This window comes from Streptomyces phaeofaciens, from assembly GCF_014648915.1.
Taxonomy (GTDB): domain Bacteria; phylum Actinomycetota; class Actinomycetes; order Streptomycetales; family Streptomycetaceae; genus Streptomyces; species Streptomyces phaeofaciens.
Genome location: NZ_BMSA01000017.1, coordinates 39,123 through 62,644, shown reverse-complemented (window position 1 = coordinate 62,644; position 23,522 = coordinate 39,123). Strand labels below are relative to the sequence as shown.

The 23,522-nt window shown below is 72.6% G+C and carries 23 protein-coding genes; 12 read left to right on the top strand and 11 right to left on the bottom strand.

Features of this window, described 5'->3' with window-relative positions; genetic code table 11:
• The first annotated feature begins 39 nt into the window (after positions 1-39).
• The 8 genes from IE275_RS26405 to IE275_RS26370 all read left to right on the top strand — a co-directional run bounded on the left by IE275_RS26405 (position 40) and on the right by IE275_RS26370 (position 7,054).
• Positions 40-663: a TetR/AcrR family transcriptional regulator gene (locus IE275_RS26405; protein WP_189713902.1), complete on the top strand. Its 624-nt coding sequence runs from the start codon at positions 40-42 to the stop codon at positions 661-663.
• A 136-nt stretch (positions 664-799) separates the two neighbouring features.
• The gene (locus IE275_RS26400; protein ID WP_028808600.1) at positions 800-1,102 is read left to right on the top strand and encodes an urease subunit gamma; all 303 of its coding nucleotides are present in this window, start codon (positions 800-802) and stop codon (positions 1,100-1,102) included.
• 14 nt (positions 1,103-1,116) lie between these two features.
• A complete protein-coding gene (locus IE275_RS26395; protein ID WP_189713901.1) occupies positions 1,117-1,428 on the top strand; it encodes an urease subunit beta in 312 nt (103 codons plus the stop codon).
• Positions 1,421-3,142 carry an urease subunit alpha gene (locus IE275_RS26390; protein WP_189713900.1) on the top strand — a complete coding sequence of 574 codons (1,722 nt, stop codon included), beginning with the start codon at positions 1,421-1,423 and terminating at the stop codon, positions 3,140-3,142. Before IE275_RS26395 ends, IE275_RS26390 begins: the two co-directional genes overlap by 8 nt.
• A gap of 33 nt (positions 3,143-3,175) precedes the next feature.
• Positions 3,176-3,838 (top strand): urease accessory protein UreF, encoded by a 663-nt coding sequence (locus tag IE275_RS26385; protein ID WP_189713899.1) that lies wholly within the window; start codon positions 3,176-3,178, stop codon positions 3,836-3,838.
• Between the two features lie 47 nt (positions 3,839-3,885).
• Complete coding sequence (gene ureG / locus IE275_RS26380) at positions 3,886-4,563, top strand: urease accessory protein UreG (RefSeq protein ID WP_189713898.1); 678 nt, start codon at positions 3,886-3,888, stop codon at positions 4,561-4,563.
• 1 nt (position 4,564) lies between these two features.
• A complete protein-coding gene (locus IE275_RS26375; RefSeq protein ID WP_189713897.1) occupies positions 4,565-5,317 on the top strand; it encodes an urease accessory protein UreD in 753 nt (250 codons plus the stop codon).
• Between the two features lie 138 nt (positions 5,318-5,455).
• Positions 5,456-7,054, top strand: a complete 1,599-nt coding sequence (locus IE275_RS26370) for an alpha/beta hydrolase (protein ID WP_189713896.1) — start codon at positions 5,456-5,458, stop codon at positions 7,052-7,054.
• Between the two features lie 105 nt (positions 7,055-7,159).
• On the opposite strand, the gene IE275_RS26365 is transcribed toward IE275_RS26370, so the two are convergent.
• The 6 genes from IE275_RS26365 to IE275_RS26340 all read right to left on the bottom strand — a co-directional run bounded on the left by IE275_RS26365 (position 7,160) and on the right by IE275_RS26340 (position 14,650).
• On the bottom strand, positions 7,160-7,882 hold the full coding sequence (locus IE275_RS26365; protein WP_189713895.1) for a lysophospholipid acyltransferase family protein: 723 nt from the start codon (positions 7,880-7,882) through the stop codon (positions 7,160-7,162).
• A gap of 129 nt (positions 7,883-8,011) precedes the next feature.
• Positions 8,012-9,253 (bottom strand): PP2C family protein-serine/threonine phosphatase, encoded by a 1,242-nt coding sequence (locus tag IE275_RS26360; protein WP_189713894.1) that lies wholly within the window; start codon positions 9,251-9,253, stop codon positions 8,012-8,014.
• 67 nt (positions 9,254-9,320) lie between these two features.
• Positions 9,321-11,873, bottom strand: coding sequence for a SpoIIE family protein phosphatase (locus IE275_RS26355; RefSeq protein ID WP_189713893.1), 2,553 nt, complete (start codon positions 11,871-11,873; stop codon positions 9,321-9,323).
• 122 nt (positions 11,874-11,995) lie between these two features.
• Positions 11,996-13,222, bottom strand: a complete 1,227-nt coding sequence (rocD, locus tag IE275_RS26350; RefSeq protein WP_189713892.1) for an ornithine--oxo-acid transaminase — start codon at positions 13,220-13,222, stop codon at positions 11,996-11,998.
• The gene (gene ddaH / locus IE275_RS26345; protein ID WP_189713891.1) at positions 13,219-14,031 is read right to left on the bottom strand and encodes a dimethylargininase; all 813 of its coding nucleotides are present in this window, start codon (positions 14,029-14,031) and stop codon (positions 13,219-13,221) included. Before ddaH ends, rocD begins: the two co-directional genes overlap by 4 nt.
• 127 nt (positions 14,032-14,158) lie before the next feature.
• Complete coding sequence (locus IE275_RS26340) at positions 14,159-14,650, bottom strand: Lrp/AsnC family transcriptional regulator (protein ID WP_189713890.1); 492 nt, start codon at positions 14,648-14,650, stop codon at positions 14,159-14,161.
• A gap of 78 nt (positions 14,651-14,728) precedes the next feature.
• Here IE275_RS26340 and IE275_RS26335 point away from each other — a divergent pair, with 78 nt between their 5' ends.
• Genes IE275_RS26335 through IE275_RS26320 form a run of 4 tightly spaced genes read left to right on the top strand, consistent with a single transcriptional unit; the run spans position 14,729 to position 18,879 of the window.
• On the top strand, positions 14,729-15,478 hold the full coding sequence (locus tag IE275_RS26335) for a LytR/AlgR family response regulator transcription factor (protein ID WP_189713889.1): 750 nt from the start codon (positions 14,729-14,731) through the stop codon (positions 15,476-15,478).
• A gap of 2 nt (positions 15,479-15,480) precedes the next feature.
• A complete protein-coding gene (locus IE275_RS26330; protein WP_189713888.1) occupies positions 15,481-15,879 on the top strand; it encodes a hypothetical protein in 399 nt (132 codons plus the stop codon).
• A gap of 13 nt (positions 15,880-15,892) precedes the next feature.
• The gene (locus IE275_RS26325) at positions 15,893-17,677 is read left to right on the top strand and encodes a sodium/solute symporter (protein ID WP_189713887.1); all 1,785 of its coding nucleotides are present in this window, start codon (positions 15,893-15,895) and stop codon (positions 17,675-17,677) included.
• Positions 17,674-18,879, top strand: a complete 1,206-nt coding sequence (locus IE275_RS26320) for a sensor histidine kinase (RefSeq protein WP_189713886.1) — start codon at positions 17,674-17,676, stop codon at positions 18,877-18,879. The genes IE275_RS26325 and IE275_RS26320 overlap by 4 nt, the downstream gene beginning before the upstream one ends.
• Here the strand turns inward: IE275_RS26320 and IE275_RS26315 are convergent, their stop codons facing one another.
• The 5 genes from IE275_RS26315 to IE275_RS26295 all read right to left on the bottom strand — a co-directional run bounded on the left by IE275_RS26315 (position 18,880) and on the right by IE275_RS26295 (position 23,408).
• Positions 18,880-19,050 carry a hypothetical protein gene (locus IE275_RS26315; protein ID WP_189713885.1) on the bottom strand — a complete coding sequence of 57 codons (171 nt, stop codon included), beginning with the start codon at positions 19,048-19,050 and terminating at the stop codon, positions 18,880-18,882. It abuts the gene before it with no gap.
• A 62-nt stretch (positions 19,051-19,112) separates the two neighbouring features.
• On the bottom strand, positions 19,113-20,063 hold the full coding sequence (locus tag IE275_RS26310; RefSeq protein ID WP_189713884.1) for a cytochrome c oxidase assembly protein: 951 nt from the start codon (positions 20,061-20,063) through the stop codon (positions 19,113-19,115).
• A gap of 106 nt (positions 20,064-20,169) precedes the next feature.
• Positions 20,170-21,195 carry a 6-phosphofructokinase gene (locus IE275_RS26305; protein ID WP_189713883.1) on the bottom strand — a complete coding sequence of 342 codons (1,026 nt, stop codon included), beginning with the start codon at positions 21,193-21,195 and terminating at the stop codon, positions 20,170-20,172.
• Positions 21,196-21,409: 214 nt separating this feature from the next.
• A complete protein-coding gene (locus IE275_RS26300; RefSeq protein WP_189713882.1) occupies positions 21,410-22,138 on the bottom strand; it encodes a type 1 glutamine amidotransferase in 729 nt (242 codons plus the stop codon).
• A gap of 31 nt (positions 22,139-22,169) precedes the next feature.
• A complete protein-coding gene (locus IE275_RS26295) occupies positions 22,170-23,408 on the bottom strand; it encodes a MurT ligase domain-containing protein (protein ID WP_189713881.1) in 1,239 nt (412 codons plus the stop codon).
• Positions 23,409-23,522 lie beyond the last annotated feature (114 nt).

Below are 23,522 nucleotides of genomic sequence, written 5' to 3'. Positions count from 1 at the left end.
GCCTTGTCAAGAAGGAATGTTCGTTTTAGGTTGGTGACCATGGCTCGTGTATCCCAGGCGCACCTCGACGCCCGCCGCCGGCAGATCCTCGACGGCGCCGCGGTCTGCTTCGCGCGCAACGGCTTCCACGCCACGTCCATGCAGGACGTGCTGAAGGAGGTCGACCTGTCGGCCGGGGCGGTGTACCGCTACTTCAGCGGCAAGGACGAGCTGATCGCCGCGATCGTCGGCGAGGTGCTCGGCGAGGTCCGCGCCGCGTTCGAGGAGGCGGTCCGGCTCGGCCCGCCCCCGCCGCCGGACGTCCTGGTCGCCTCGGTGCTCAGCCGCACCCTCGCCGCCCGCGAGTCCCTCACCGTCGACGGCCGGCCGGCCTTCCCGCGCCTGGTCGTCCAGGTGTGGACGGAGACCCTGCGCAACTCCGAGCTCTCCGCCGTCCTCCAGGAGGGTTACGGCGCCGTCCGCGAGGCCTGGGGGGACGTCGTCCGGGCCTACCAGGACGCCGGGATCATGCGGTCCGACGTGCCCCCGGACCATGTGGCACGCACGATGGTCGCCACCGTGCTCGGCTTCATCGCCCAGCAGTCGCTGCTCGGTCCCGCCCCCGTCGAGGTGCTGAGCGACGGCCTACGCGCGTTGATGAGCATGTCGCACGAGCAGAAGTGACCCTCGTTGATCACAGGTTGGTTAACGTGCTCGAAATGCGGCCCAACTAGCCTGCCCCTCCACGCCACCAGGGGTTTTCCTCGTGGCCGCGGCAACCGGACCCCGCACGGTCCGGAGCGAGGAGGTGAGGTGGGACGTGCAACTGACCCCGCACGAGCAGGAGAGGCTGCTGATCCACGTGGCGGCCGACGTCGCCGAGAAGCGCCGGGCCCGCGGGCTGAGGCTCAACCACCCCGAGGCGGTGGCCCTCATCACGTCGCACATCCTCGAGGGCGCCCGTGACGGCCGTACGGTCGCCGAGCTGATGTCCTCCGGACGCAAGCTGCTCACCCGCGACGACGTCATGGAGGGCATCCCCGAGATGATCCACGACGTCCAGGTCGAGGCGACCTTCCCCGACGGCACCAAGCTCGTCACCGTCCACGATCCGATCGTCTGACCGGGGAGGCCGCGATGATTCCCGGAGAGATCCTCTTCGCCGAGGACCCGATCGTCTGCAACGAGGGCCGCGAGGTCACCCGGCTCACCGTCCTCAACGCCGCCGACCGGCCCGTGCAGGTCGGCTCCCACTACCACTTCGCCGAGGCCAACCCCGGTCTGGAGTTCGACCGCGCCGCCGCGCGCGGCAGGCGGCTGAACATCGCCGCCGGCACCGCCGTGCGCTTCGAACCCGGCCTCCCCGTCGACGTCGAACTCGTACCGCTCGCCGGGGCCCGGATCGTGCCCGGACTGCGCGGGGAGACCGGAGGTGCCCTCGATGCCTGAGATCTCGCGTGCCGCCTACGCCGACCTGTTCGGCCCGACCACCGGCGACCGGATCCGGCTGGCCGACACCGATCTGCTGATCGAGATCGAGGAGGATCGTTCCGGGGGCCCCGGGCTCGCCGGTGACGAGGCGGTCTTCGGCGGCGGCAAGGTCATCCGGGAGTCCATGGGGCAGGCCCGCGCCACCCGCGCGGAAGGCACCCCGGACACCGTGATCACCGGAGCCGTGATCGTCGACCACTGGGGGATCGTCAAGGCCGACGTCGGCATCCGCGACGGACGCATCACCGCCCTCGGCAAGGCGGGCAACCCCGACACCATGGACGGCGTCCACCCGGACCTGGTCCTCGGCCCCGAGACCGAGGTCATCGCGGGCAACGGACGGATCCTGACGGCCGGCGCGGTCGACGCGCACGTCCACTTCATCTGCCCGCAGATCGCCGACGAAGCGCTGTCGGCCGGCGTCACGACCCTGGTCGGCGGCGGCACGGGACCCGCCGAGGGCTCCAAGGCCACCACCGTCACGCCGGGCCCCTGGCACCTCGCCCGGATGCTGGAGGCGATGGAGCAGTACCCCCTGAACATCGGCTTCCTCGGCAAGGGCAACACCGTCTCCCACGAGGCGATGCTCTCCCAGATCCGGGGCGGCGCCCTCGGCCTGAAGCTGCACGAGGACTGGGGTTCGACGCCGGCCGTCATCGACGCGTCCCTGACGGTCGCCGAGCGCACCGGCATCCAGGTCGCCATCCACACCGACACCCTGAACGAGGCCGGGTTCGTCGGCGACACGCTCGCCGCGATCGCCGGACGCGGCATCCACGCGTACCACACCGAGGGTGCGGGCGGCGGGCACGCGCCGGACATCATGACCGTCGTCTCGCAGCCCCATGTGCTGCCCAGCTCGACCAACCCGACCCGGCCGTACACCGTCAACACCGCCGAGGAACACCTCGACATGCTGATGGTGTGCCACCACCTCAACCCGGCGGTCCCGGAGGACCTGGCCTTCGCCGAGTCCCGGATCCGCCCGTCCACCATCGGCGCGGAGGACATACTCCACGACCTGGGCGCGATCTCGATCATCTCCTCCGACGCGCAGGCCATGGGCCGGGTCGGCGAGGTGATCCTGCGGACCTGGCAGACCGCGCACGTGATGAAGCGCCGCCGCGGCGCGCTCCCGGGCGACGGCCGCGCCGACAACCACCGGGTGCGGCGCTATGTCGCCAAGTACACGATCAACCCGGCGCTGGCGCAGGGCCTGGCCCGCGAGATCGGCTCCGTGGAGAGCGGCAAGCTCGCGGACCTGGTGCTGTGGGAGCCGGCGTTCTTCGGTGTCAAACCGCACCTCGTGATCAAGGGGGGCCAGATCGCGTACGCCCAGATGGGTGATGCCAACGCGTCCATCCCGACCCCCCAGCCGATCCTGCCGCGCCCGATGTACGGGGCGATCGGCCGGGCCCCGGCCTCGAACTCCTTCAACTTCGTGGCGCCGCTCGCCATCGAGGACGGGCTGCCCGAGCGGCTCCAGCTTGGCAAGCGGTTCGTCGCCATCGACTCGACGCGCGGGGTGACCAAGGCGGACATGCGGGAGAACGACGCCCGGCCGCGGGTCGAGGTCGACCCCGACAGCTTCGCCGTGCACATCGACGGGGAGCTGGTCGAGGCGGCACCGGCCGCGGAACTGCCCATGGCCCAGCGCTACTTCCTCTTCTGATGGGCGGACAGGTCTGATGGGCGGGCGAGCGTGATGGGCAGAGGAGCGCTGCTCGTCCTGGCCGACGGCCGGTTCCCCGCCGGAGGCCACGCGCACTCCGGCGGGGCGGAGGAGGCGGTCAGGGCGGGACGGATCACCGGCGCGGCGGATCTGGAGGCGTTCTGCCGGGGCCGGCTGCACACGGCGGGGCTGGTGGCGGCGGCGCTGGCCGCGGCCGCGGCCGCCGGGGCGGACCCGGCGGAGCTGGACGCGGCCGCCGACGCCCGCACCCCGTCCCCCGCGCTGCGGCTGGCCGCGCGGAAACTGGGCCGGCAACTGATGCGCGCGGCCCGCGCGACCTGGCCGAGCCCCGAACTGGACGCCGTGGCCCGCGCGTTCCCCAAGGGCGCCCACCAGCCGGTGGTCCTGGGCCTCACCGCCCGCGCTGCCGGACTCGGCCCCTCGGACGCGGCCTACTGCGCGGTCTACGAGAGCGTGAGCGGCCCGGCCACGGCCGTGGTGCGGCTGCTCAGCCTGGACCCCTTCGAGGCGACGGCGGTCCTGGCCCGGCTGGCCCCGGAGCTGGACCTGGTCGTGGACCGGGCCGTGGCGGCGGGAACAGCGGTCCCGCCCGCGCTGCCGGCCGCCTCCGCGCCGCTGCTGGAGCTCGGAGCGGAGATCCACGCGGCCTGGCCGGTACGCCTGTTCGCCTCGTAACGCCCGCACCACGACCTTGCCGACCCCCCCGAGTCAGGAGCCGCCCCATGCATCTCGACCACTCCCACCACGGTCCCGCCGCCGTCGGCGCCGACGCCCGGCGCGCCGACGGAACGCGGCGGGCCCTGCGCATCGGGCTCGGCGGGCCCGTCGGATCCGGGAAGACGGCCACCGTGGCCGCGCTGTGCCGGGCGCTGCGGGACGAACTGTCGCTGGCCGTCGTCACCAACGACATCTACACCCGGGAGGACGCGGAGTTCCTGCTGCGGGAGGCCGTGCTGCCGCCCGAGCGGATCACGGCCGTGGAGACCGGGGCCTGCCCGCACACCGCGATCCGCGACGACATCTCCGCCAACCTCGAGGCCGTGGAGGACCTGGAGGACGCCGTCGGGCCGCTGGACCTGGTGCTCGTGGAGTCCGGCGGGGACAACCTCACCGCCACCTTCTCCAAGGGGCTCGTGGACGCGCAGATCTTCGTCATCGACGTGGCCGGCGGGGACGACATCCCGCGCAAGGGCGGGCCCGGCGTCACCACCGCCGACCTGCTGATCGTCAACAAGACCGACCTCGCCCCCTACGTCGGGTCCGATCTCGCCCGGATGGCCGCCGACGCGAAGGCCCAGCGGGCCGAACTGCCGGTGGTCTTCCAGTCGTTGCGCGGTGCGGACGGGGTGCGGGACGTCGCCGCCTGGGTGCGTGCGCGGCTCGGCGCCTGGACGGCCTGAGATGAGCGGGGTGCACGCCACCGCGCGGATCCGGGCGTGCGCGGACGGCCGCGGCGGCACCGCCCTGCCCGTCCTCGACGGCGACGGCCCGCTGGCGGTGCGGCGCACCCGGGCCGCCGGCGACGAGGCGCGGGTCATGCTCGTCGGCGCGATGAGCGGACCCCTCGGCGGGGACCGCTTCCGCGTCGAGGCGGAGGTGGGCGGTGGCGCCCGGCTGCACGTCGGCTCGGCCGCCGCCACCATCGCCCTGCCCGGCCAGCTCAAGGACGAGGCCCACTACGCCGTGCGCCTCACCGTCGCCGACGGCGGCGAACTGCGCTGGCTGCCCGAGCCGTTGATCTCGGCGCGGGGGAGCGAGCTGTATGTCACCACTCATGCCGATCTCGCCCCCGGCGCCCGGCTCGTGCTCCGCGAGGAGCAGGTGCTGGGGCGGGCGGGGGAGGAACCGGGACGGCTCACCAGCCGTCTCGTCCTGCGGGTCGGGGGCAAGACCGTGCTCGACCAGGAGCTGGCCTGCGGCCCCGGCGCGCCCGGCGGCTGGGACGGTCCCGCCGTGCTCGGGGGACACCGTGCCGTCGGTCAGCTCGTCGTCGTACGGCCGGAGTTCGCCGAGCGGCCGGTGGCCGCGCGGATCGTCGGCGAACACGCCGCCCTGGTGCCGCTCGCCGGACCCGCGGCCCTGGTGACGGCCGTCGCGCCGGACGGCCTGCGGCTGCGGCGGGTGCTGGACGAGGCCCTCGCGGACCTCGGCTGATGTCACACATCCGGTGAGCGGTACGTCACTATCCGGTTATCGGATTGGCAAAGAAGGTCAACAACACCTGTTCTCAGGTACCTCACAGCCGCGAGGATCCCCCCTATGTTGTCGTAACTAGGTAGGGGGAGAGCCCACTTGAGGGACATACGACCGAACACGCGGATCGCTGCGTTCGGCTCGGCCGGCGTGCTCGTCGCCGCGACTCTGCTGGCCGGTGCCGTGACGGCGCCGACCGCGAGCGCGACCAGTGCCCGTTCGGGGCAGGACCGGGAGATGCGCGGCGCCGCGATCGCCGCCGAGCGCGCTGCCGAGGCCGGGATCGACTGGCAGGACTGTCCCGCCGACTGGGGCCTGGAGAAGCCGATCCAGTGCGGCTATGTCAGCGTGCCGCTCGACTACGCCCGGCCCCACGGCAAGCAGATCAAGATCGCCGTCGACCGCATCGGCAACACCGGTACCAAGAAGGAGCGCCAGGGCGCCCTCGTGTACAACCCCGGCGGGCCCGGCGGCTCCGGTATGCGCTTCCCGCGCCGGGTGACCACCAAGGCCCCGCTGTGGGCCAACACGGCGAAGGCTTACGACTTCGTGGGCTTCGACCCGCGCGGTGTCGGCAGGTCCGCGCCCATCTCCTGCGTGGACCCGCAGGAGTTCGTGAAGGCTCCCAAGGCCGACCCGGTCCCGGACAGCGAGGCCGACAAGCTCGCCCAGATCAAGCTGGCCCGCGAGTACGCCGACGGCTGCTACGAGCGCAGCAGCGAGATGCTGCCGTACATGACCACGCCGAACACCGTGCGCGACCTGGACGTCATCCGGGCCGCCCTCGGCGAGAAGAAGCTCAACTTCCTCGGCGTCTCCTACGGCACCTACATCGGCGCCGTCTACGGCACCCTCTTCCCGGGCCACGTCCGCCGGATGGTCGTGGACAGCGTGGTCAACCCGTCCCGCGAGAAGATCTGGTACGAGGCCAACCTGGACCAGGACGTCGCCTTCGAGGGCCGCTGGAAGGACTGGCAGGACTGGGTCGCCGCCAACGACGCGACCTTCCACCTCGGCACCACCCGCGCCGCCGTCCAGGCCAAGTGGCTGGAGCTGCGCGCCACCGCCAAGAAGAACCCCATCGGCGGTCTCGTCGGCCCGGCCGAGCTGATCTCGTTCTTCCAGAGCGCCCCGTACTACGACTCCTCGTGGATCCCGGTGGCGACCGTCTTCAGCAAGTACGTCGCCGGCGACACCCAGGCCCTCGTCGACGCTGCCGCCCCCGACCTGACGGACACCGTCGGCAACGCGTCCTCGGAGAACGGCAACGCCGTCTACACGGCCGTCGAGTGCGCGGACGCCCAGTGGCCCACCAGCTGGCGGACCTGGAACCGCGACAACACGCGGCTCCACAAGGACCACCCGTTCATGACCTGGGCCAACGCCTGGATGAACCTGCCCTGCGCCTACTGGCCCACCAAGCAGCAGACCCCGGTGAACGTCAAGACGAACAAGGGCCTGCCGGGCGTCCTGATCGTGCAGTCCACCCGTGACGCCGCCACCCCGTACGAGGGCGCCGTCGAACTGCACCAGCGCTTCAAGGGCTCCCGCCTGATCACCGAGAAGGACGCCGGTTCGCACGGTGTCACCGGCCTGGTCAACCCCTGCGTCAACGAGCGGGTCGACGCCTATCTCCTCACCGGCAAGCTGGACACCGCGGACGTGACCTGCGCGCCGCACGCCACGCCGAAGCCGTAACGCACCGCCGTACGACGACGAGGGGCGGCCGGATCACACCGGCCGCCCCTCGTCCGTGCTTCCCGGGGTTCCCGTGCTTCCCGCAGGCTCGGCGCTTCCCGGCCCTCAACGCAGCGGCATCCGCGGGAACTTGCGCGCCTTCTCCTTGGCCGCCGCCTCCTCCGCCTTGACCACGGCCGCGTACTGGTCGACGTACTCCTGCTCGGACAGGGTCAGGATCGCGTACATGATCTCGTCGGTGACGGCGCGCAGGATCGCCTTCTCGTTCTCCATGCCCTCGTAGCGGGAGAAGTCGAGGGGCTCGCCGAAGCGGATGCGCACCGGGTGCAGGGTGGGGACGACCTTGCCGGGCGGCTGCGCCTCGAAGGTGCCGATCATCGCGCAGGGGATCACCGGCACCCGGGCCTTCAGGGCCATCACCGCCACGCCGACCTTGCCCTTGTAGAGACGGCCGTCGTGCGAGCGGGTGCCCTCCGGGTAGATGCCGAGCAGCTCGTCCTTGCTCAGCACGCCCAGGCCCTCGCGGATCGCGGCCTGGCCGGCCTCCTTGCCGGAGCGGTCGACCGGGATCTGCCCGGCGCTGCGGAAGAAGGTCGCGGTCAGCCGCCCCTTGATGCCGGGACCGGTGAAGTACTCGGCCTTGGCCAGGAACGTGATGCGCCGCTTCAGCACCGCGGGCAGCAGGAAGTGGTCCGAGAACGACAGGTGGTTGCCGGCGACGATCGCCGCTCCCGACTCCGGGACGTGCTCCAGGCCTTCTATACGAGGACGGAAGACCAGTTTGAGCAGCGGCCCCAACACCACGTACTTCAGGAGGTAGTAGAACAAGGGGATCGCTCCTCAACCTGGCGGACCGCTGCCGCCGCCGTGTTCCAGCAGGTCAACTGGCATGGTGCGGGCTGCCAGTGTAGGCGCAGGCGGGGTCGGCCGGAACCGTGCCGGACACCCGTCGGACCGTCACAGCCGGACGACCACCAGGGCGGTGTCGTCCGTGGCGCCGCCGGGCGGCAGGAGCTCCAACAGGACGGCGTCGGCCAGCGACTCGGGGTCGGCGTCGCGATGGCGGGCGAGGGCGTCGGCGAGCCGGTTCACGCCGGTGTCGATGTCCTCGTGCCGGCGCTCCACCAGCCCGTCCGTGTAGAGCGCGAGCGTGGCGCCGTCGGCGTAGGAGACGCACGCCTGCGGCCGCGGGACCGGGTCGGGGCGGGCGTCGAGCGGCGGGTCGGTGGCCCCGTCGAGCAACTCCACCCGGCCGTCGGCGTGCACGAGCACCGGCGGCGGATGCCCCGCGCTGCTGTACGTGATGGTGTGGCGGTCGAAGTCGATGAACGTGGTGACCGCGGTCGCCGCCTCGGCGCCGTCCACCACATGGGCGTACCGTCCGAGGACGTTGAGGGCCTCGGCCGGCCCCTCGGCGACCCGGGAGGCCGCGGTGAGCGCGCTGCGCAGCTGGCCCATCACCCCGGCCGCCTCCAGCCCGTGCCCCACCACGTCCCCGACCGACACCCCGATACGGTTGCCGCCGACCAGGTCGACCAGGTCGTACCAGTCCCCGCACACGTTCAGCGCGCCGACCGCGGGCCGGTAGCGAACGGCCGCCCGGCGATGGCCGACCGCCGGGCGGGCGGGCAGCATCGCCTCCTGGAGGGCGAGCGCCACCTCGCGTTCACGGGCGTGGGCCAGCCGCAGCCGCTCGTTGAGCTCCTGGAGCTCACGGGCACGGGTGTACAGCTCGGCCTCCAGCACCCGGCCCCGGGAGGCAGGACGGACCGCACCGCGCGCGCCGCGGGCCCGGATCAGCTCGGTGACCTCCTCGACCCGGTGCACCAGCAGCACCACCGAGCCGTCCGGGCCGAACACCGGCGCGTTGACCGGGCTCCAGTAGCGCTCGTCCCACTCCCCGGGCCGGTCGGGGTCCTCGACGTCGTACCGCTGGAGGGCCATGGCGTCCCGCTCACCGGTGACCAGAACGCGTTGCAGCGAGGCGTGCAGATTGCGGATGCCGCTCGCGCCGGGGTCGTTGGGATTGTCCGGGAACACGTCGAACAGGTACCGGCCGATCATCTGTTCGCGCCGGCGGCCGGACACGCGGAGGAACTCCTCGTTGGCGTCCGCGTACACCAGCTCCGGGGTCAGCAGTGCCACCATGCCGGGCAGGGCCTGGAACACCGCCGCGTAGTCGATCGCCGAGTCGTTCATGGCTTACGCCCCATCCGCCGGTATTGCGTCATTTTCTCACGCGAGGTGATGTCCGGCGGCCCGTGTGTCACACGCCGGGGTCCGTGAGCGACTGCTCGGCCCAGATGACCTTGCCCTCGGGCAGGAAGCGGGTGCCCCAGCGCTGGGACACCTGGGAGACCAGCAGCAGACCGCGGCCGCCCTCGTCCGTGGTGCGCGGATGCCGCAGGTGAGGCGCGGTGGCCCCGCCGTCGAACACCTCGCAGACCAGCGTCCGCTCACGGATCAGCCGCAGCCGGATCGGGCCCGCCGCGTACCGGATGGCATTGGTGACCAGCTCGCTCACGACCAGCTCGGTGGTGAACGACAGCTCCGCGAGCCCCCAGTCCGCCAGCCGGCGGCTCGCGGTCTTGCGGGCCTCGGCGACCGCCGCCGGATCGGCCGGCAGCTCCCAGTCCGCCACCTGGTCCGCGGCCAGCCGGCGGGTACGGGCCATCAGCAGCGCCACGTCGTCGTACGGACGGTCCGGCACCAGGGCGTCGATCACGTTGCGGCAGCGCAGGTCGAGCGTGGCCTCGCGGCGCTCCAGCGCCCGCCGCAGCCGCTCCCGGTCCGTGGCCGGCGCGGACTCCGCGCCGGCCACGGACCGGGCCAGCAGACCGTCCGTGTGCAGCGCGAGCGTGCTGCCCTCGGGCAGGGTCACCTCGGCCGACTCGAACGGCAGCCCGCCCGCGCCGAGCGGCGGCCCCTGCGGCAGCTCGACGAACGTGACGCTCCCGTCGGGCAGGACGACGGCCGGTGCGGGATGCCCGGCGGCGGCCATCGCGCAACTCCCGTCGACGGGGTCGTAGACGAGGTACAGGCACCCGGCGCCCACGGTCCGGGTGCCGTCCGACCCGTCGGACGCCAGGCCCTCCTCGTGCGCCATCCGGGCCACCAGGTCGTCCAGATGGGCGAGCACCTCGTCCGGCCGCAGGTCCAGGGCGGCCAGGGTGCGCACGGCGGTCCGTACCCGGCCCATCGCGGCCGCGGCGTCGATGCCGTGGCCGGGCACCTCGCCCACGACGAGCGCCACCCGGCCCGCCGACAGGGGGATGAGGTCGTACCAGTCGCCGCCGAGGCCGGTCAGCACGTCGGCCGGGCGGTAGCAGGCGGCCACCTCCACGGCGTCCTGCTCGGGCAGCCGGTGGGGGAGCAGGTTGCGCTGGAGCACCAGGGCCGCGTCGCGCTCGCGCGTGTACCGGCGGGCGTTGTCCACGCAGACGGCGGCCCGCGAGACGAGATCCTCGGCCAGCGCCACCTCGTCCTCGTCGAACGCCTCCTGCCCGTGCCGCCGCACGAAGGTCGTCACGCCCAGCGTGGCGCCGCGGGCCCGCACCGGCACGATCAGCACACTGACCGGCGGCGCGTCCGCCGTCCCGGCCCCCGCCGCCGGCTCCGTCGTGGGCAGGCACCGGGCCCAGGTCCCGTGGCGCGCCTCGACCCGCTCGGCCCGCCACGGGCGCCCGGTGGTCAGACACCGGGCCGGGGGAGAGCCGACGGGGTAGAACACCGCGGGGGGACCGGGGGATTCGGGGGAGCCCGGGGAACCCGGGGAAACCGGAGTGCTCGGGGATTCCGCGGAACCGGTGCTTCCCGGGGAGCCCGGGGTGTCCGGGGTGTCGCCGCCCGTCCGCAGCCCCGCCCGGCGCAGCGAGACGCCCTCCGTCGCGGCGCCGCCCGCCACCGGCGCCCCGGCCGGTTCCGCGCCCCACAGGACGGGCTCCAGCAGGTCCACCGTGACCGCGTCCGCGAACTCGGGGACCGTCACGTCGGCCAGCTCCTGCGCGGTGCGGGTGATGTCCAGGCTGCGGCCGATCCGGCGTCCGGCCCGGTCCAGCAGGGCGAGCCGCTGCCGGGCCCGATGGCGGTCGGTGATGTCGACGACCATGTAGTAGAGGCCCATCGGGTGACCCCGGTCGTCGTCGAGCCGGGTGAACGACATCATGTGCGCCGTCTCGCGGTGCGGCGCGCTGCGCAGCCGCATCAGATGCTCGTAGCCGACGACGGGTTCGCCGGTCGCCAGCACCCGCCGCATCTGGGCCTCGACGGCCTCGGAGTCCAGGCCGGGCTGGACGTCCGCGACCCGCAGCCCCAGCCGCTGTCCCGGCGGGCCACCGCCGAACCGGGCGAGCGCGGCGTTCGACCAGACGAAACGCAGGTCGGTGTCGACGACCGCGATGCCGACGGGGGAGCCGTCCACCATCTGCTCCAGCATCGAGCGGTTCATGTTCCAGCCGGGGGCGTCGCCCAGCTCGCTCAGCAGCACCAGCGAGCGCGCCGGGCCGCCGGTCTCGTCGGCCGGGCTGATCCGGGCCATGACCGGCACCGGGCGGCCGTCCAGGTGGCGGGCCGTGAGCAGTCCCGCCCAGCCGCCCTCACGGCGTGACCGTTCCAGGAGGGCCGGTACCCGCCCGGCGTCCCCGTCGGTCAGCAGCGCGGCCAGGTTCCGGCCCACCGCCTCGGCGGCCGGACGGCCCAGCAGGCGCTCGGCGCCGCTGGTCCAGCTCGTCACCACGCCCCGGGCGTCGAGCAGCAGGGGCGCGGCGTCGGCCACGTCGAACCGCCGACGGGCAACCTCGTCCTCGTCGTGTGTGCCCACGGCCGACCTCTCTGTCGCTGAGAGTGGTCTACCACCTCCTGACTCAGTCTTCACCCTGCCCGCACGACGACGACCGAGCCACCCGGGAGCCCCCGGCCGCGAACCGGCCGGGGGCCGCCCGCTCAGGCCCCCCGGGTCAGGACCTTCTGCAACGAGCCGAGCGCCGAACGCAGTTCCTCCTCGGTGACGGTCAGCGGCGGCGCCAGCCGGATCGTCGAGCCGTGGGTGTCCTTCACCAGGACGCCCTCGCGCATCAGACGCTCGCTGACCTCGCGGCCGGTGCCGAGAGCCGGGTCGACGTCGACGCCCGCCCACAGCCCGCGCGAGCGGAAGCCGACGACACCGTGGCCGACCAGTCCGGTCAGACCGTCCCGCAGGACACCGCCCAACTCCGTCGCCCGCCGCTGGAACTCGCCCGTCTCCAGCAGCTCCACCACCGCCGTGCCGACCGCCGCCGCCAGCGGGTTGCCGCCGAACGTCGAGCCGTGCTCGCCCGGCCGCAGCACCGACAGCACCTCGCGCCGGGCCACCACCGCCGACACCGGCACGATCCCGCCGCCCAGCGCCTTGCCGAGCAGCACCACGTCCGGGACGACGTCCTCGTGCTGAACGGCGAGCGTCCGGCCGGTCCGCCCGAGCCCGGACTGGATCTCGTCCGCGATGAACAGGCAGTTGTTGCGGCGGGTCAGCTCGCGGACCCCGGCCAGATAGCCGTCGTCGGGGACGACGACCCCGGCCTCGCCCTGGATCGGCTCGATCAGCACCGCCGCCGTCGTCCCGTCGACCGCCGCCTCCAGCGCGGCCAGGTCGTTGTACGGCACGATCCGGAAGCCCGGGGTGAACGGTCCGAAGCCCGTCCGGGCCGTCTCGTCCGTGGAGAAGCTCACGATCGTCGTCGTACGGCCGTGGAAGTTCTCCGCGGCGACCACGATCGTCGCGCGGTCGGCGGGGACGCCCTTCACCTCGTACGCCCACTTGCGGGCCACCTTGATGCCGCTCTCCACCGCCTCGGCGCCGGTGTTCATCGGCAGCACCATGTCCAGGCCGGTCAACTCCGCGAGCCGCTCGGCGAACTCGGCGAGCCGGTCGTTGTGGAAGGCGCGGGAGGTCAGGGTGAGGCGGTCCAGCTGGCGGTGCGCCGCCTCGATCAGCAGCGGGTGGCGGTGGCCGAAGTTGAGGGCCGAATAGCCCGCCAGCATGTCGAGGTAGCGGCGGCCCTCGACGTCCTCCACCCAGGCGCCCTCGGCGTGCGCGACGACCACGGGCAGCGGGTGGTAGTTGTGCGCGAGGACCGGCTCCTCGGCGCGGATGAGGTCGCCGGAGGTACGGGTGCGTGCGGGCGCGGTCATGAGCGGATCTCCTGGGTGCAGCACTTGATGCCACCGCCGGCCTTGTGCAGCTCGGACAGGTCGACGGGGACGGGGAGGTAGCCGTGCTCGCCGAGCCGGGCGGCGAGCGCCTCGGCCTGCGGCGCGATGAAGACATGGCGGCCGTCGGAGACGGAGTTCAGCCCGAACGCCAGCGCGTCGTCCCGGGTCGCCAGGACCGCGTCCGGGAACAGCCGGGTGAGCACCTCACGGCTGCCGGGCGAGAACGCCTCCGGGAAGTAGGCGACGTTCTCCTCGTCGAGCACGAACAGGGCGGTGTCCAGGTGGTAGAAGTGCGGGTCCACCAGCGTCAGGCTGATCACCGGGTGGCCGAAGAACTCCTGCACCTCGCGGTGCGCCTCCCGGGTGGTCCTAAAACCGGTGCCGGCCAGCAGGTAGCGGCCCGTCCAGACGAGGTCGCCCTCGCCCTCGCAGACGGACTCGGGCCGGTACACCTCGTACCCGGCGGCCTTGAACCAGGTGTCGTAGTGCACGGACTCCGGGCGCCGCTCGGGCGCGTGGAACAGGGAGCCGAAGACGCGGCCGCCGACGACGACCGCCGAGTTCGCGGCGAAGACCATGTCGGGGAGGCCCGGAGCCGGCTCCACGGTGTCCACGGTGTGGCCGTGGGCCCGGTAGGCGCGGATCAGCGCCTGCCACTGCTCCTGGGCGAGGTCGACGTCGACGGGGGTGTCGGGATGCATCCAGGGATTGATCGCGTACTGCACGGCGAAGTGTCTGGGTTCGCAGACGAGAAAGCGCCGGGGGCGCAGCGCACGGCTTTCGGACACAGAGGGGTTCCTCCGCTTCTTCCAACGGTGTCGACTGAGGGTTGACACCACGGTAAGAAGTGACGGATACGCCCGACAAGCGACAGGAGCTGCGTGTCCACGCAGGAATGCTGCGTCTTGCCCGCTCTCAGCGCACGTCCGGTGCGAGCTGGTTCGCCCCCGCCTCGGGGCTCTCCGGCAGCAGGTGCGACAGCACCATCACACTGATCGTCTTCCGGATGAACGGCTCCACCCGGATCCGCTCCAGCACCTCCTCGAAGTGCTCCACGTCCCGCGCCCGCACATGCAGCAGCGCGTCGGCCCCGCCCGTCACGGTCATCGCCGCGGTGATCTCCGGATGGTTGCGCACCACCTCCGCGAGCCGCCGGGGAGGGGCGGCCCCCTCGCAGTACACCTCCACGTACGCCTCCGTGCGCCAGCCCAGCGCCGAGGGCTTCACCGTGGCCGTGAACCCCGTGATCACCCCGGTGTCCCGCAGCCGGTCCACCCGGCGTTTGACCGCCGTCGGGGACAGGCCGATCGCCGCGCCGATCTCGGCGAAGCTCGTCCTGGCGTTCGCCATCAGAGCGGTGATGATCTTCCGGTCGAGCTCGTCGAACGGGCCGGGCACGCTGTTCATGGGGGCACTGTATCCAGCACGTACGTCCACACCCCGGTACGTGTCCAGGCGCGCGGATCGCCCCTACACTCCACGTTCATGCTGCGCGCCCTCGCCGTCGACGACGAACGCCCCTCGCTGGAGGAGTTGCTGTACCTCCTCAACGCCGACCCCCGCATCGGCAGCGTGGAGGGCGCCGGCGACGCGACCGAGGCGCTGCGCCGCATCAACCGCGCCCTGGCCTCAGGACCCGACGGACCCGAGGCCGTCGACGTCGTCTTCCTCGACATCCAGATGCCCGGCCTCGACGGCCTCGACCTGGCCCGGCTGCTCACCGGCTTCGCCCGGCCGCCGCTGGTCGTGTTCGTCACCGCCCACGAGGACTTCGCCGTCCAGGCCTTCGACCTCAAGGCCGTCGACTACGTCCTCAAACCCGTCCGCAAGGAGCGCCTCGCCGAGGCCGTCCGCCGGGCCGTCGAACTGCGGGGCGCCGCACCCCGCATCCCGGTGCACGAACCCGACCCGGACCACATATCCGTGGAGCTGGGCGGGGTCACCCGGTTCGTCGCCGTCGACGACATCACCCATGTCGTGGCCCAGGGCGACTACGCCCGGCTGCACACCGACCGCGGCAGCCACCTCGTCCGCATACCCCTGTCCACCCTGGAGGAGCGCTGGCGCGCCCGCGGCTTCGTCCGCATCCACCGCCGCCATCTCGTCGCCCTGCGCCACATAGGGGAACTCCGCCTGGACGCCGGCACGGTCAGCGTCCTGGTCGGCGGCGAGGAACTCCAGGTCAGCCGCCGCCACGCCCGCGAACTGCGGGACCTGCTGATGCGGAGGCCGTGACGGTGCCCGGCCAGGACCCCGCCGAGCGCCGCGTCGTCGTCACCGGCCCGCCCCGCCGCGTTCTCCCCCACGCTCGGCTTCGCTCGCGCGGGCGGTACCCCCATGCCTCCGGCTACTACCGCCCGCGCACCGAGATAGACGAGCAGACCACTCTCGGGCACACCTATGTCCGCTCCCTGATGCGCTCCCAGCTGCGCGCCGCCCTCACGGTGTTCGCGGTCCTCGCCCTGCTCGTCGGCCCGCTGCCGCTGCTCTTCGCGGCGATGCCCGACGCCCACCGCCTGGAGTGGGCCGTCCTCGGCTTCGGCCTCTACCTCCCGCTCGTCCTGCTCGCCCGCTGGTACGTCCGCCGGGCCGAGCGCAACGAACGGGACTTCGTACGCCTGGTCGAGGACAAGTGAGGGCCGCCGGCCGATGAACTCCGCCTACGCCGTTCCCGCCGTCGCCCTGGTCGTCGTGGCGACCGTCCTCGTCGGTGCCTTCGGGCTGCGCATCTCCCGCACCACCTCCGACTTCTACGTCGCCTCCCGCACCGTCGGCCCCCGTCTCAACGCGGCGGCCATCAGCGGCGAGTACCTCTCCGCCGCCTCCTTCCTCGGTATCGCGGGCCTGGTCCTCGTCCAGGGCCCGGACATGCTCTGGTACCCGGTCGGGTACGCCGCCGGATACCTGGTCCTGCTCCTGTTCGTCGCCGCCCCGCTGCGCCGCTCCGGTGCCTACACCCTCCCGGACTTCGCCGAGGCCCGCCTCGCCTCCCAGGCGGTACGGCGGCTCGCGGGCACCTTCGTGGTCGGTGTCGGCTGGCTCTACCTGCTGCCCCAGCTCCAGGGCGCCGGGCTCACCCTGACCGTCCTCACCGGGGCGCCCGACTCCGCCGGCGGCCTGATCGTCGCCGTCGTGGTCACCGCGATCGTCGCCGCGGGCGGCATGCGCAGCATCACGTTCGTCCAGGCCTTCCAGTACTGGCTCAAGCTCACCGCCCTCCTGGTGCCGGCCCTCTTCCTGGTCCTCGCCTGGCAGGGCGACGGCGGCGCCCGGCGCGCCTTCGACGAACCGCCCGCCTTCCGCGAGCAGCGGAGCGTACGCGTCGACGACACCCTCGACCTGCGGCTGGACCGCCCGCTCACCGTCACCGTGGACGGCACGGTCGACGGCCGCCCGCACGACGGCACCGTGCTGCGCCTGCCCGCCGGCACCCATCGCATCGACGCGGGCACCCGGCTCACCTTCGCGCGGGGCACCCCCGTCCCCACCGCCGAGCGCGGCAGCAACGGCGGCATGTCCACCTCGCTCGCCGCGGGCCGCGAGGAACGCCCGCTGTACGCCACGTACGGGCTGATCCTCGCCACCTTCCTCGGCACCATGGGCCTGCCGCACGTCGTCGTCCGCTTCTACACCAGCCCGCACGGCGTCGCCGCCCGCCGCACCACCGTCGCCGTCCTCGCCCTGATCGGCGGCTTCTACCTGCTGCCGCCCGTCTACGGTGCCCTCGGCCGCGTGTACGCCCCCGAACTGGCCCTCACCGGGGACGCCGACGCCGCCGTCCTGCTGCTGCCCGACCGGGTGATCGGCGGTCTGGGCGGCGACCTGCTGGGCGCGCTGGTGGCCGGGGGAGCGTTCGCCGCGTTCCTGTCCACGGCGTCCGGGCTGACCATGGCCGTGGCCGGGGTGCTCGCCCAGGACGTGCTGCCGACCCGGGGCGTGCGGCACTTCCGGCTGGGCACCGGCCTCGCCATGGCCGTCCCGCTCGCGGCGAGCCTGCTGGTGGGCGGGCTGCCGGTGGCGGACGCGGTGGGGCTGGCCTTCGCGGTGTCGGCCTCCTCCTTCTGTCCGCTGCTCGTGCTCGGCATCTGGTGGCGCCGGCTGACCCCGCCCGGGGCGGCCGCCGGGATGCTGGTGGGCGGCGGCTCGGCGTTCGTGGCCGTCGCCGCGACCATGGCGGGCCTGCCGGTCACGGGCGGACTGCACGCGCTGCTCGCCTGGCCCGCGCTGTGGTCGGTACCGCTGGGCTTCCTGACGATGGTCCTGGTCTCCCTGGCCACCCCCGGCCGGGTCCCGCCCGGCACCGCGGCCATCCTGGCGCGCTTCCACCTCCCCGAGGAACTGCGCGCGGAGGAACGCCGGGCGACCGAGGAGCGGCGGGCGACGGAAGAACGCCGGGCGGCGAAGGACCTCAAGGCCCGGGAGATCGAGGCGTGAGCGACTTCCTGGCGGGCCTGTGCATCGCGATCCTCCCCTTCCTCGCCCTCGGCCTCTGGCTGGGCCGCCGCACCGCCCGCCCCCAGAACCTGGGCGGCCTCGGCACCCCCGTCGAGCACGCCACGTTCCAGACCCTGCACACCGCCTCCCTCGCCGCACCCCCGCTGCGCGCGGGCCTGACCGAGGAGACGGCCCGCCGATCGGCCCGCCGCCTGCGCACCCTGCTCGGCACCGACGCCCTCTGTCTGACCGACCGGGAAGGTGTCCTGACCTGGGACGGCGTCGGAGGCCACCATCGCGCCGAGATCATGGAACGGCTCGCCGGCCCCCTGGACAGCGGCCGGGGCGAGGCCTTCCCGCTCACCTGCGACCACGCCGACTGCCCGGTCCGCTGGGCGGTCGTCGCCCCGCTCACCGTCGACGACCGGGTGCACGGCGCCCTCGTCGCCTGCGCGCCCCGCGAGTCCGCCGTCCTGGTCCGCGCGGCCGGCGAGGTGGCCCGCTGGGTGAGCGTCCAGCTGGAACTGGCCGACCTCGACCAGTCCCGTACGAAACTGATCGAGGCGGAGATCAAGGCCCTGCGCGCCCAGATCTCCCCGCACTTCATCTTCAACTCGCTCGCGGTGATCGCGTCCTTCGTCCGCACCGACCCCGAACGCGCCCGCGAGCTGCTGCTGGAGTTCGCCGACTTCACCCGCTACTCGTTCCGGCGGCACGGCGACTTCACCACCCTCGCCGACGAACTCCACGCCATCGACCACTACCTGGCGCTCGTGCGAGCCCGCTTCGGCGACCGCCTCGCCGTCACCCTCCAGATCGCCCCGGAGGTCCTCCCGGTCGCCCTGCCCTTCCTCTGTCTCCAGCCGCTCGTGGAGAACGCCGTCAAGCACGGCCTGGAGGGCAAGGCGGACACGTGCCACATCCAGATCACCGCGCAGGACGCCGGCGCCGAGGCCCTGGTCGTCATCGAGGACGACGGCGCCGGTATGGACCCCGTCCTGCTGCGCCGCATCCTGGCCGGCGAGGTCAGCCCCTCCGGCGGCATCGGCCTGTCCAACGTCGACGACCGGCTCCGCCAGGTGTACGGCGACGACTACGGCCTGGTGATCGAGACGGCCGTCGGCGCGGGCATGAAGATCACCACCCGGGTCCCGAAATACCAGCCGGGCGTGCACTCGGCGGCCCGGGTCCTGCCCGAGTGATCAGCCGGTCTTCAGCACGATCATCGCGAGCGTGATCAGTCCGAGCACCACCCAGCCGAACCACAGCCAGCCGTTGCTGCCGAGCGCCACCGTGTAGGCGGTCACCACGACGAGTCCGCCGAGGGTGAGCACCCCCATGGTCTTCGTGGAGCTGTCCGTGGAACCGGCCATCGCGACACCCTCCTGAAGGCCCGCCCCCCACAGGGCGAGTCCTTCTCCATGGTGCCCCGGGATCAGCGTCCGCGTGCGTCGAGTGACGCAAGATAGGCGTTGTAGGCCGCCAGCTCCTTGTCCCCGTCGCGGTCCGCGGCCCGGTCCTGGCGCTTGGCCTGCCGCTGCTCGGAGCCGTACCACTGGAACAGCAGTGCGATCAGCACCAGCACCGACGGGACCTCGCTGAACGCCCAGGCGATACCGCCCGCCGCCGTCTGGTCGGCCAGCGCGTCGATGCCCAGCGAGGCGGGCGGGTTCTCGAACGTCTTCACCATCGGCTGGGACGCCATCATCAGCGCGATGCCGAAGAACGCGTGGAACGGCATGCCCGCGAACAGCTCCAGCATCCGCATCAGGTACCCCGGCCGGTTCGGCCCGGGGTCCACGCCGATGATCGGCCAGAAGAACACGACACCGACCGCGAGGAAGTGCACCATCATCGCGATGTGGCCCGCGCCGGAGCCCATCAGGAAGTCGAAGATCGGGGTGAAGTACAGCGCGTAGAGCGAGGCGATGAACAGCGGGATGGTGAACACGGGGTGCGTGATGATCCGCATGTACCGGCTGTGCAGCAGCATCAGCAGCAGCTCACGCGGCCCCTTGCGTCCCCGGCCCGCCGCCGGCAGCGCGCGCAGCGCGAGCGTGACGGGCGCGCCGAGCAGGATGAGGATCGGCGACAGCATGCTGATCACCATGTGCTGCACCATGTGCACGCTGAACATGACCATCCCGTAGTCGTTCAGCCGCGTGCACATCACCAGCGCGATGGTCAGCACGCCGACGACGTACGACACGGTCCGCCCGACCGGCCAGGCGTCGCCCCGGCGCCGCAGCCGCACGACGCCCCAGGCGTACAGCCCGAGCCCCAGCACACAGGCGACGAGGAAGAACGGATCCGCCGACCACTGGAGCCCCCGCCCCAGCGTGAACGGCGGCAGATCCGTCGTCATGCCGTGCCCGCCGTGATCCATTCCGTAGGCTCCTGATTCGTGGGGGGTTCGTACGTTTCCAGCCGCCCCCAAGAGTAGAGAAGCCCCCGGCGACTTCCGTCACCGGGGGCCACTGGACCTACGCGGGCTACAGCACGCACTCCGCTTCCGCGTACCGCTCCGCCGGAACGGTCTTCAGCGTCTCCACGGCCTCGGAGAGCGGCACCATCACGATGTCCGTGCCACGGAGCGCCGTCATGTTGCCGAACTCGCCCCGGTGCACGGCCTCCACCGCGTGCCACCCGAACCGGGTCGCCAGCACCCGGTCGTAGGCGGTCGGTGTCCCGCCGCGCTGCACATGCCCCAGGATGACCGGCCGGGCTTCCTTGCCGAGCCGGTTCTCCAGCTCGATGGACAGCTGCCGCGCGATCCCCGCGAACCGCTCGTGCCCGTAGATGTCCTTGCCGCCCTCGTCGAAGGCCATGGTGCCGGGCAGCGGCTTGGCGCCCTCCGCCGCGACGACGATCGCGAACCGCTTGCCCGCCTCGAACCGCTCGCCGACCCGCCGGGCCAGCTCCTCGATGTCGAAGGGACGTTCCGGTACGACGATGGCGTGGGCGCCCGCCGCCATGCCGGACTGAAGCGCTATCCAGCCGGTGTGCCGGCCCATGACCTCGACGACCAGCACCCGCTGGTGGGACTCGGCGGTGGTCTTCAGCCGGTCGAGGGCCTCGGTCGCGACCCCGACGGCCGTGTCGAAGCCGAAGGTGACGTCGGTGACGGCGATGTCGTTGTCGATGGTCTTCGGCACGCCGACGACGGGCAGTCCGCTGTCGGACATCAGCCGGGCCGCCTTCAGCGTGCCCTCACCGCCGATCGGGATGATCGCGTCGAGGCCGAGTTCCTGGAGGTGGCCCTTCGCCCGCTCCACGCCGTCCCGCAGATGCGAGGGCTGGACCCGGGAGGAGCCGAGGATGGTGCCGCCGCGGGCGAGGATGCCGCCCACCGCCTCGAGGTCGAGCTTGAGGTAGTCGCACTCCAGAAGGCCCTTCCAGCCGTCCCGGAAGCCGATGACCTCGTCGCCGTGGTCGGCCACGGCGCGGTGCACGACGGACCGGATGACGGCGTTCAGGCCGGGGCAGTCGCCGCCGGACGTGAGGACACCAATGCGCATAGCCCGAAACAACCTTCTCCACGAGGGCCGGATCCGGACCACGTCGTCCGGCTCGAATCCCCGCCACCCTAGCGGCATCAGGGGGCGGGGCCGAAGCACGCGTCCGCCTGCTGGACGTGCCTGCTCACCTGTGCGGATGTACCGTCAGACGGGCTGCTGACGGCACCCTGACCATCAGGTGAACGTACAGTCGGGCAGGCGGTCGCCCGAACGGCTAGGCGGGCTGCTGCGCCGAGGCGATGCGCTCGCCGCGCAGCGCCTCGTACCAGCGGTCGTCGGTCGGCGGGAGCGCGTTCACGTCGAGCGCCAGCTTCAGCAGCAGGTCCGCGATGAGCGGGTTGCGGGCGAGCACCGGACCGTGCATGTACGTGCCGAACACGGTGTCGTTGTACGCCCCCTCCGTCCCGTCGCCGGTGCCGTTGCCCTTGCCGATCTGGACGCGGGCGAGCGGGCGGGCGGTCGGGCCGAGGTGGGTGACGCCCTGGTGGTTCTCGAAGCCGGTCAGCTGCGGCAGACCGAGCCGGGGGTCGATGTCCGCGAGGACGTCACCGACGCACCGCTCGCCCTCGCCGCGCACCGTGGTGACGTCGAGCAGCCCGAGGCCGGGCTCGCGCTGACCGAGGTCGTTGACGAACTCGTGGCCCAGGATCTGGTAGCCGGCGCAGACCGCGAACACGATCGCGCCGTTCTGCACCGCCTGGTACAGGTGCGCGTCACGCCGCAGCCGCTCCGCCGCGAGCCGCTGCGGCCGGTCCTCGCCGCCGCCGATGAAGTAGATGTCGCCGGACGTCGGGATCGGCTGGTCGCTGCGCACGTCGAGGCGGGCCACGTCGAGGCCGCGCTGCCGCGCCCGGCGCTCCACGACCAGGACGTTGCCCTGGTCGCCGTAGGTGCTCAGCAGGTCCGGGTAGACCCAGACGATCCGCAGCTGGTTGTCGCTCATGAAGTGGGCGCCCTTCTTGGTCGGTTCGTGGTCAGTTGCCGACGCGGCGGCGCAGGTCCTGGAACGCGGTGTAGTTCGCGATGACCTCGATCCGGCCGGGCGGGCACAGCTGCACGGCCTGGTCGACGCTCTCGCACACCTGGAAGTGCTGGTTCGCCACCTCGAGGCGGACCGCGAGGTCCAGCTTGCGGTCACCGATGACGAAGATCGGGTGGCCGCTCAGCCGGGTGTAGTCCACGTCCCACAGCCAGGAGGTGTCCGTGCCGTCGGCGCCGCGCGCGTTCACGGAGAGGATCACCGGGGCCGGCGCGGGATCGATCAGGCTGAACGTCTCGAGCCAGCCCGCGGGGTTCTTGGCGAGCAGCAGCCGCAGGTCGCGTTCCATGAACTGGACGACGTCGTAGCGGCCGGCCACGGCCTGCACCTGGTACATGCGCTCCAGCGCGACCTGCGGCGGCACACCGAACACGGCGGCCACGGCGGCGGAGGAGGCGGCGTTGGCCTTGTTGGCGCGTCCCGGCAGCTGGAGGTGGATGGGCCAGGCGGACCCGTGCGGGTCGAGCACGTGGTCCCCGGACAGCGCCCAGCTCGGCTGGGGCCGGCGGAAGCCGCACTCGCCGCAGAACCAGTCGTCGCCCGGGCGCTGCATGACACCGCCGCAGGACGGGCACGACCAGGCGTCGTCCTTCCACATCTGCCCGGCGGCCACCCACACCACGTTGGGGGAGGAGGACGCGGCCCACACCACCAGCGGGTCGTCGGCGTTGGCGACGACGACCGCCTTGGAGCCGGCCAGTCCCTCACGCCAGTTCTCCGCGAGCATGCGGGTCTCGGCGGCGCGGTCCAGCTGGTCGCGGGAGAGGTTCAGCAGGGCGATGCACTTGGGGTCGGTGTCCCGGGCGACGCCCGCGAGGTACTTCTCGTCGACCTCGATGACGCCGTACTTGGCCTCCGAGCCGCCCGCGAGCGCCGAGGTGATGCCGGCCGGCATGTTGGCGCCCAGCGCGTTGGACACGACGGGCCCGGCGGCCCGCAGGGCCTCGGCGATGAGCCGGGTGGTGGTGGTCTTCCCGTTGGTCGCCGAGACCAGGATGACATCCAGGTTCTGGGCGAGCCGGGCGAGGAGGTCGGGGTCGAGTTTGAGCGCCACCCGGCCACCGATCACCGAGCCGCTGCCGCGTCCGGCCGCACGGGATGCCGCAGCGACCGCCTTGCCCGCGGTCACGGCGATCTTTGCCCGCGGCGTGAGCGGGTCCGAGTTGCCTGCCATCAGTTCTCGATCCTCCTTGCGTACGCGCCGCGCCTCTGCCGTACGGCAACGTGGTAGGTGGTCAGCCTATCGAGATCCATTCGCACTCCCGAATCGCGGCTCCACCTCACGCCT

What these genes read in the sequence shown, in the direction of transcription:
- IE275_RS26405 (WP_189713902.1), top strand. Translation starts at nt 40, where the DNA reads ATGGCTCGTGTATCCCAGGCGCACCTCGACGCCCGCCGCCGGCAGATC.
- IE275_RS26395 (WP_189713901.1), top strand. Translation starts at nt 1,117, where the DNA reads ATGATTCCCGGAGAGATCCTCTTCGCCGAGGACCCGATCGTCTGCAAC.
- IE275_RS26390 (WP_189713900.1), top strand. Translation starts at nt 1,421, where the DNA reads ATGCCTGAGATCTCGCGTGCCGCCTACGCCGACCTGTTCGGCCCGACC.
- IE275_RS26385 (WP_189713899.1), top strand. Translation starts at nt 3,176, where the DNA reads ATGGGCAGAGGAGCGCTGCTCGTCCTGGCCGACGGCCGGTTCCCCGCC.
- ureG (WP_189713898.1), top strand. Translation starts at nt 3,886, where the DNA reads ATGCATCTCGACCACTCCCACCACGGTCCCGCCGCCGTCGGCGCCGAC.
- IE275_RS26375 (WP_189713897.1), top strand. Translation starts at nt 4,565, where the DNA reads ATGAGCGGGGTGCACGCCACCGCGCGGATCCGGGCGTGCGCGGACGGC.
- IE275_RS26360 (WP_189713894.1), bottom strand. Translation starts at nt 9,253, where the DNA reads ATGAACGACTCGGCGATCGACTACGCGGCGGTGTTCCAGGCCCTGCCC.
- rocD (WP_189713892.1), bottom strand. Translation starts at nt 13,222, where the DNA reads ATGACCGCGCCCGCACGCACCCGTACCTCCGGCGACCTCATCCGCGCC.
- IE275_RS26340 (WP_189713890.1), bottom strand. Translation starts at nt 14,650, where the DNA reads ATGAACAGCGTGCCCGGCCCGTTCGACGAGCTCGACCGGAAGATCATC.
- IE275_RS26335 (WP_189713889.1), top strand. Translation starts at nt 14,729, where the DNA reads ATGCTGCGCGCCCTCGCCGTCGACGACGAACGCCCCTCGCTGGAGGAG.
- IE275_RS26325 (WP_189713887.1), top strand. Translation starts at nt 15,893, where the DNA reads ATGAACTCCGCCTACGCCGTTCCCGCCGTCGCCCTGGTCGTCGTGGCG.
- IE275_RS26315 (WP_189713885.1), bottom strand. Translation starts at nt 19,050, where the DNA reads ATGGCCGGTTCCACGGACAGCTCCACGAAGACCATGGGGGTGCTCACC.
- IE275_RS26310 (WP_189713884.1), bottom strand. Translation starts at nt 20,063, where the DNA reads ATGGATCACGGCGGGCACGGCATGACGACGGATCTGCCGCCGTTCACG.
- IE275_RS26305 (WP_189713883.1), bottom strand. Translation starts at nt 21,195, where the DNA reads ATGCGCATTGGTGTCCTCACGTCCGGCGGCGACTGCCCCGGCCTGAAC.
- IE275_RS26300 (WP_189713882.1), bottom strand. Translation starts at nt 22,138, where the DNA reads ATGAGCGACAACCAGCTGCGGATCGTCTGGGTCTACCCGGACCTGCTG.
- IE275_RS26295 (WP_189713881.1), bottom strand. Translation starts at nt 23,408, where the DNA reads ATGGCAGGCAACTCGGACCCGCTCACGCCGCGGGCAAAGATCGCCGTG.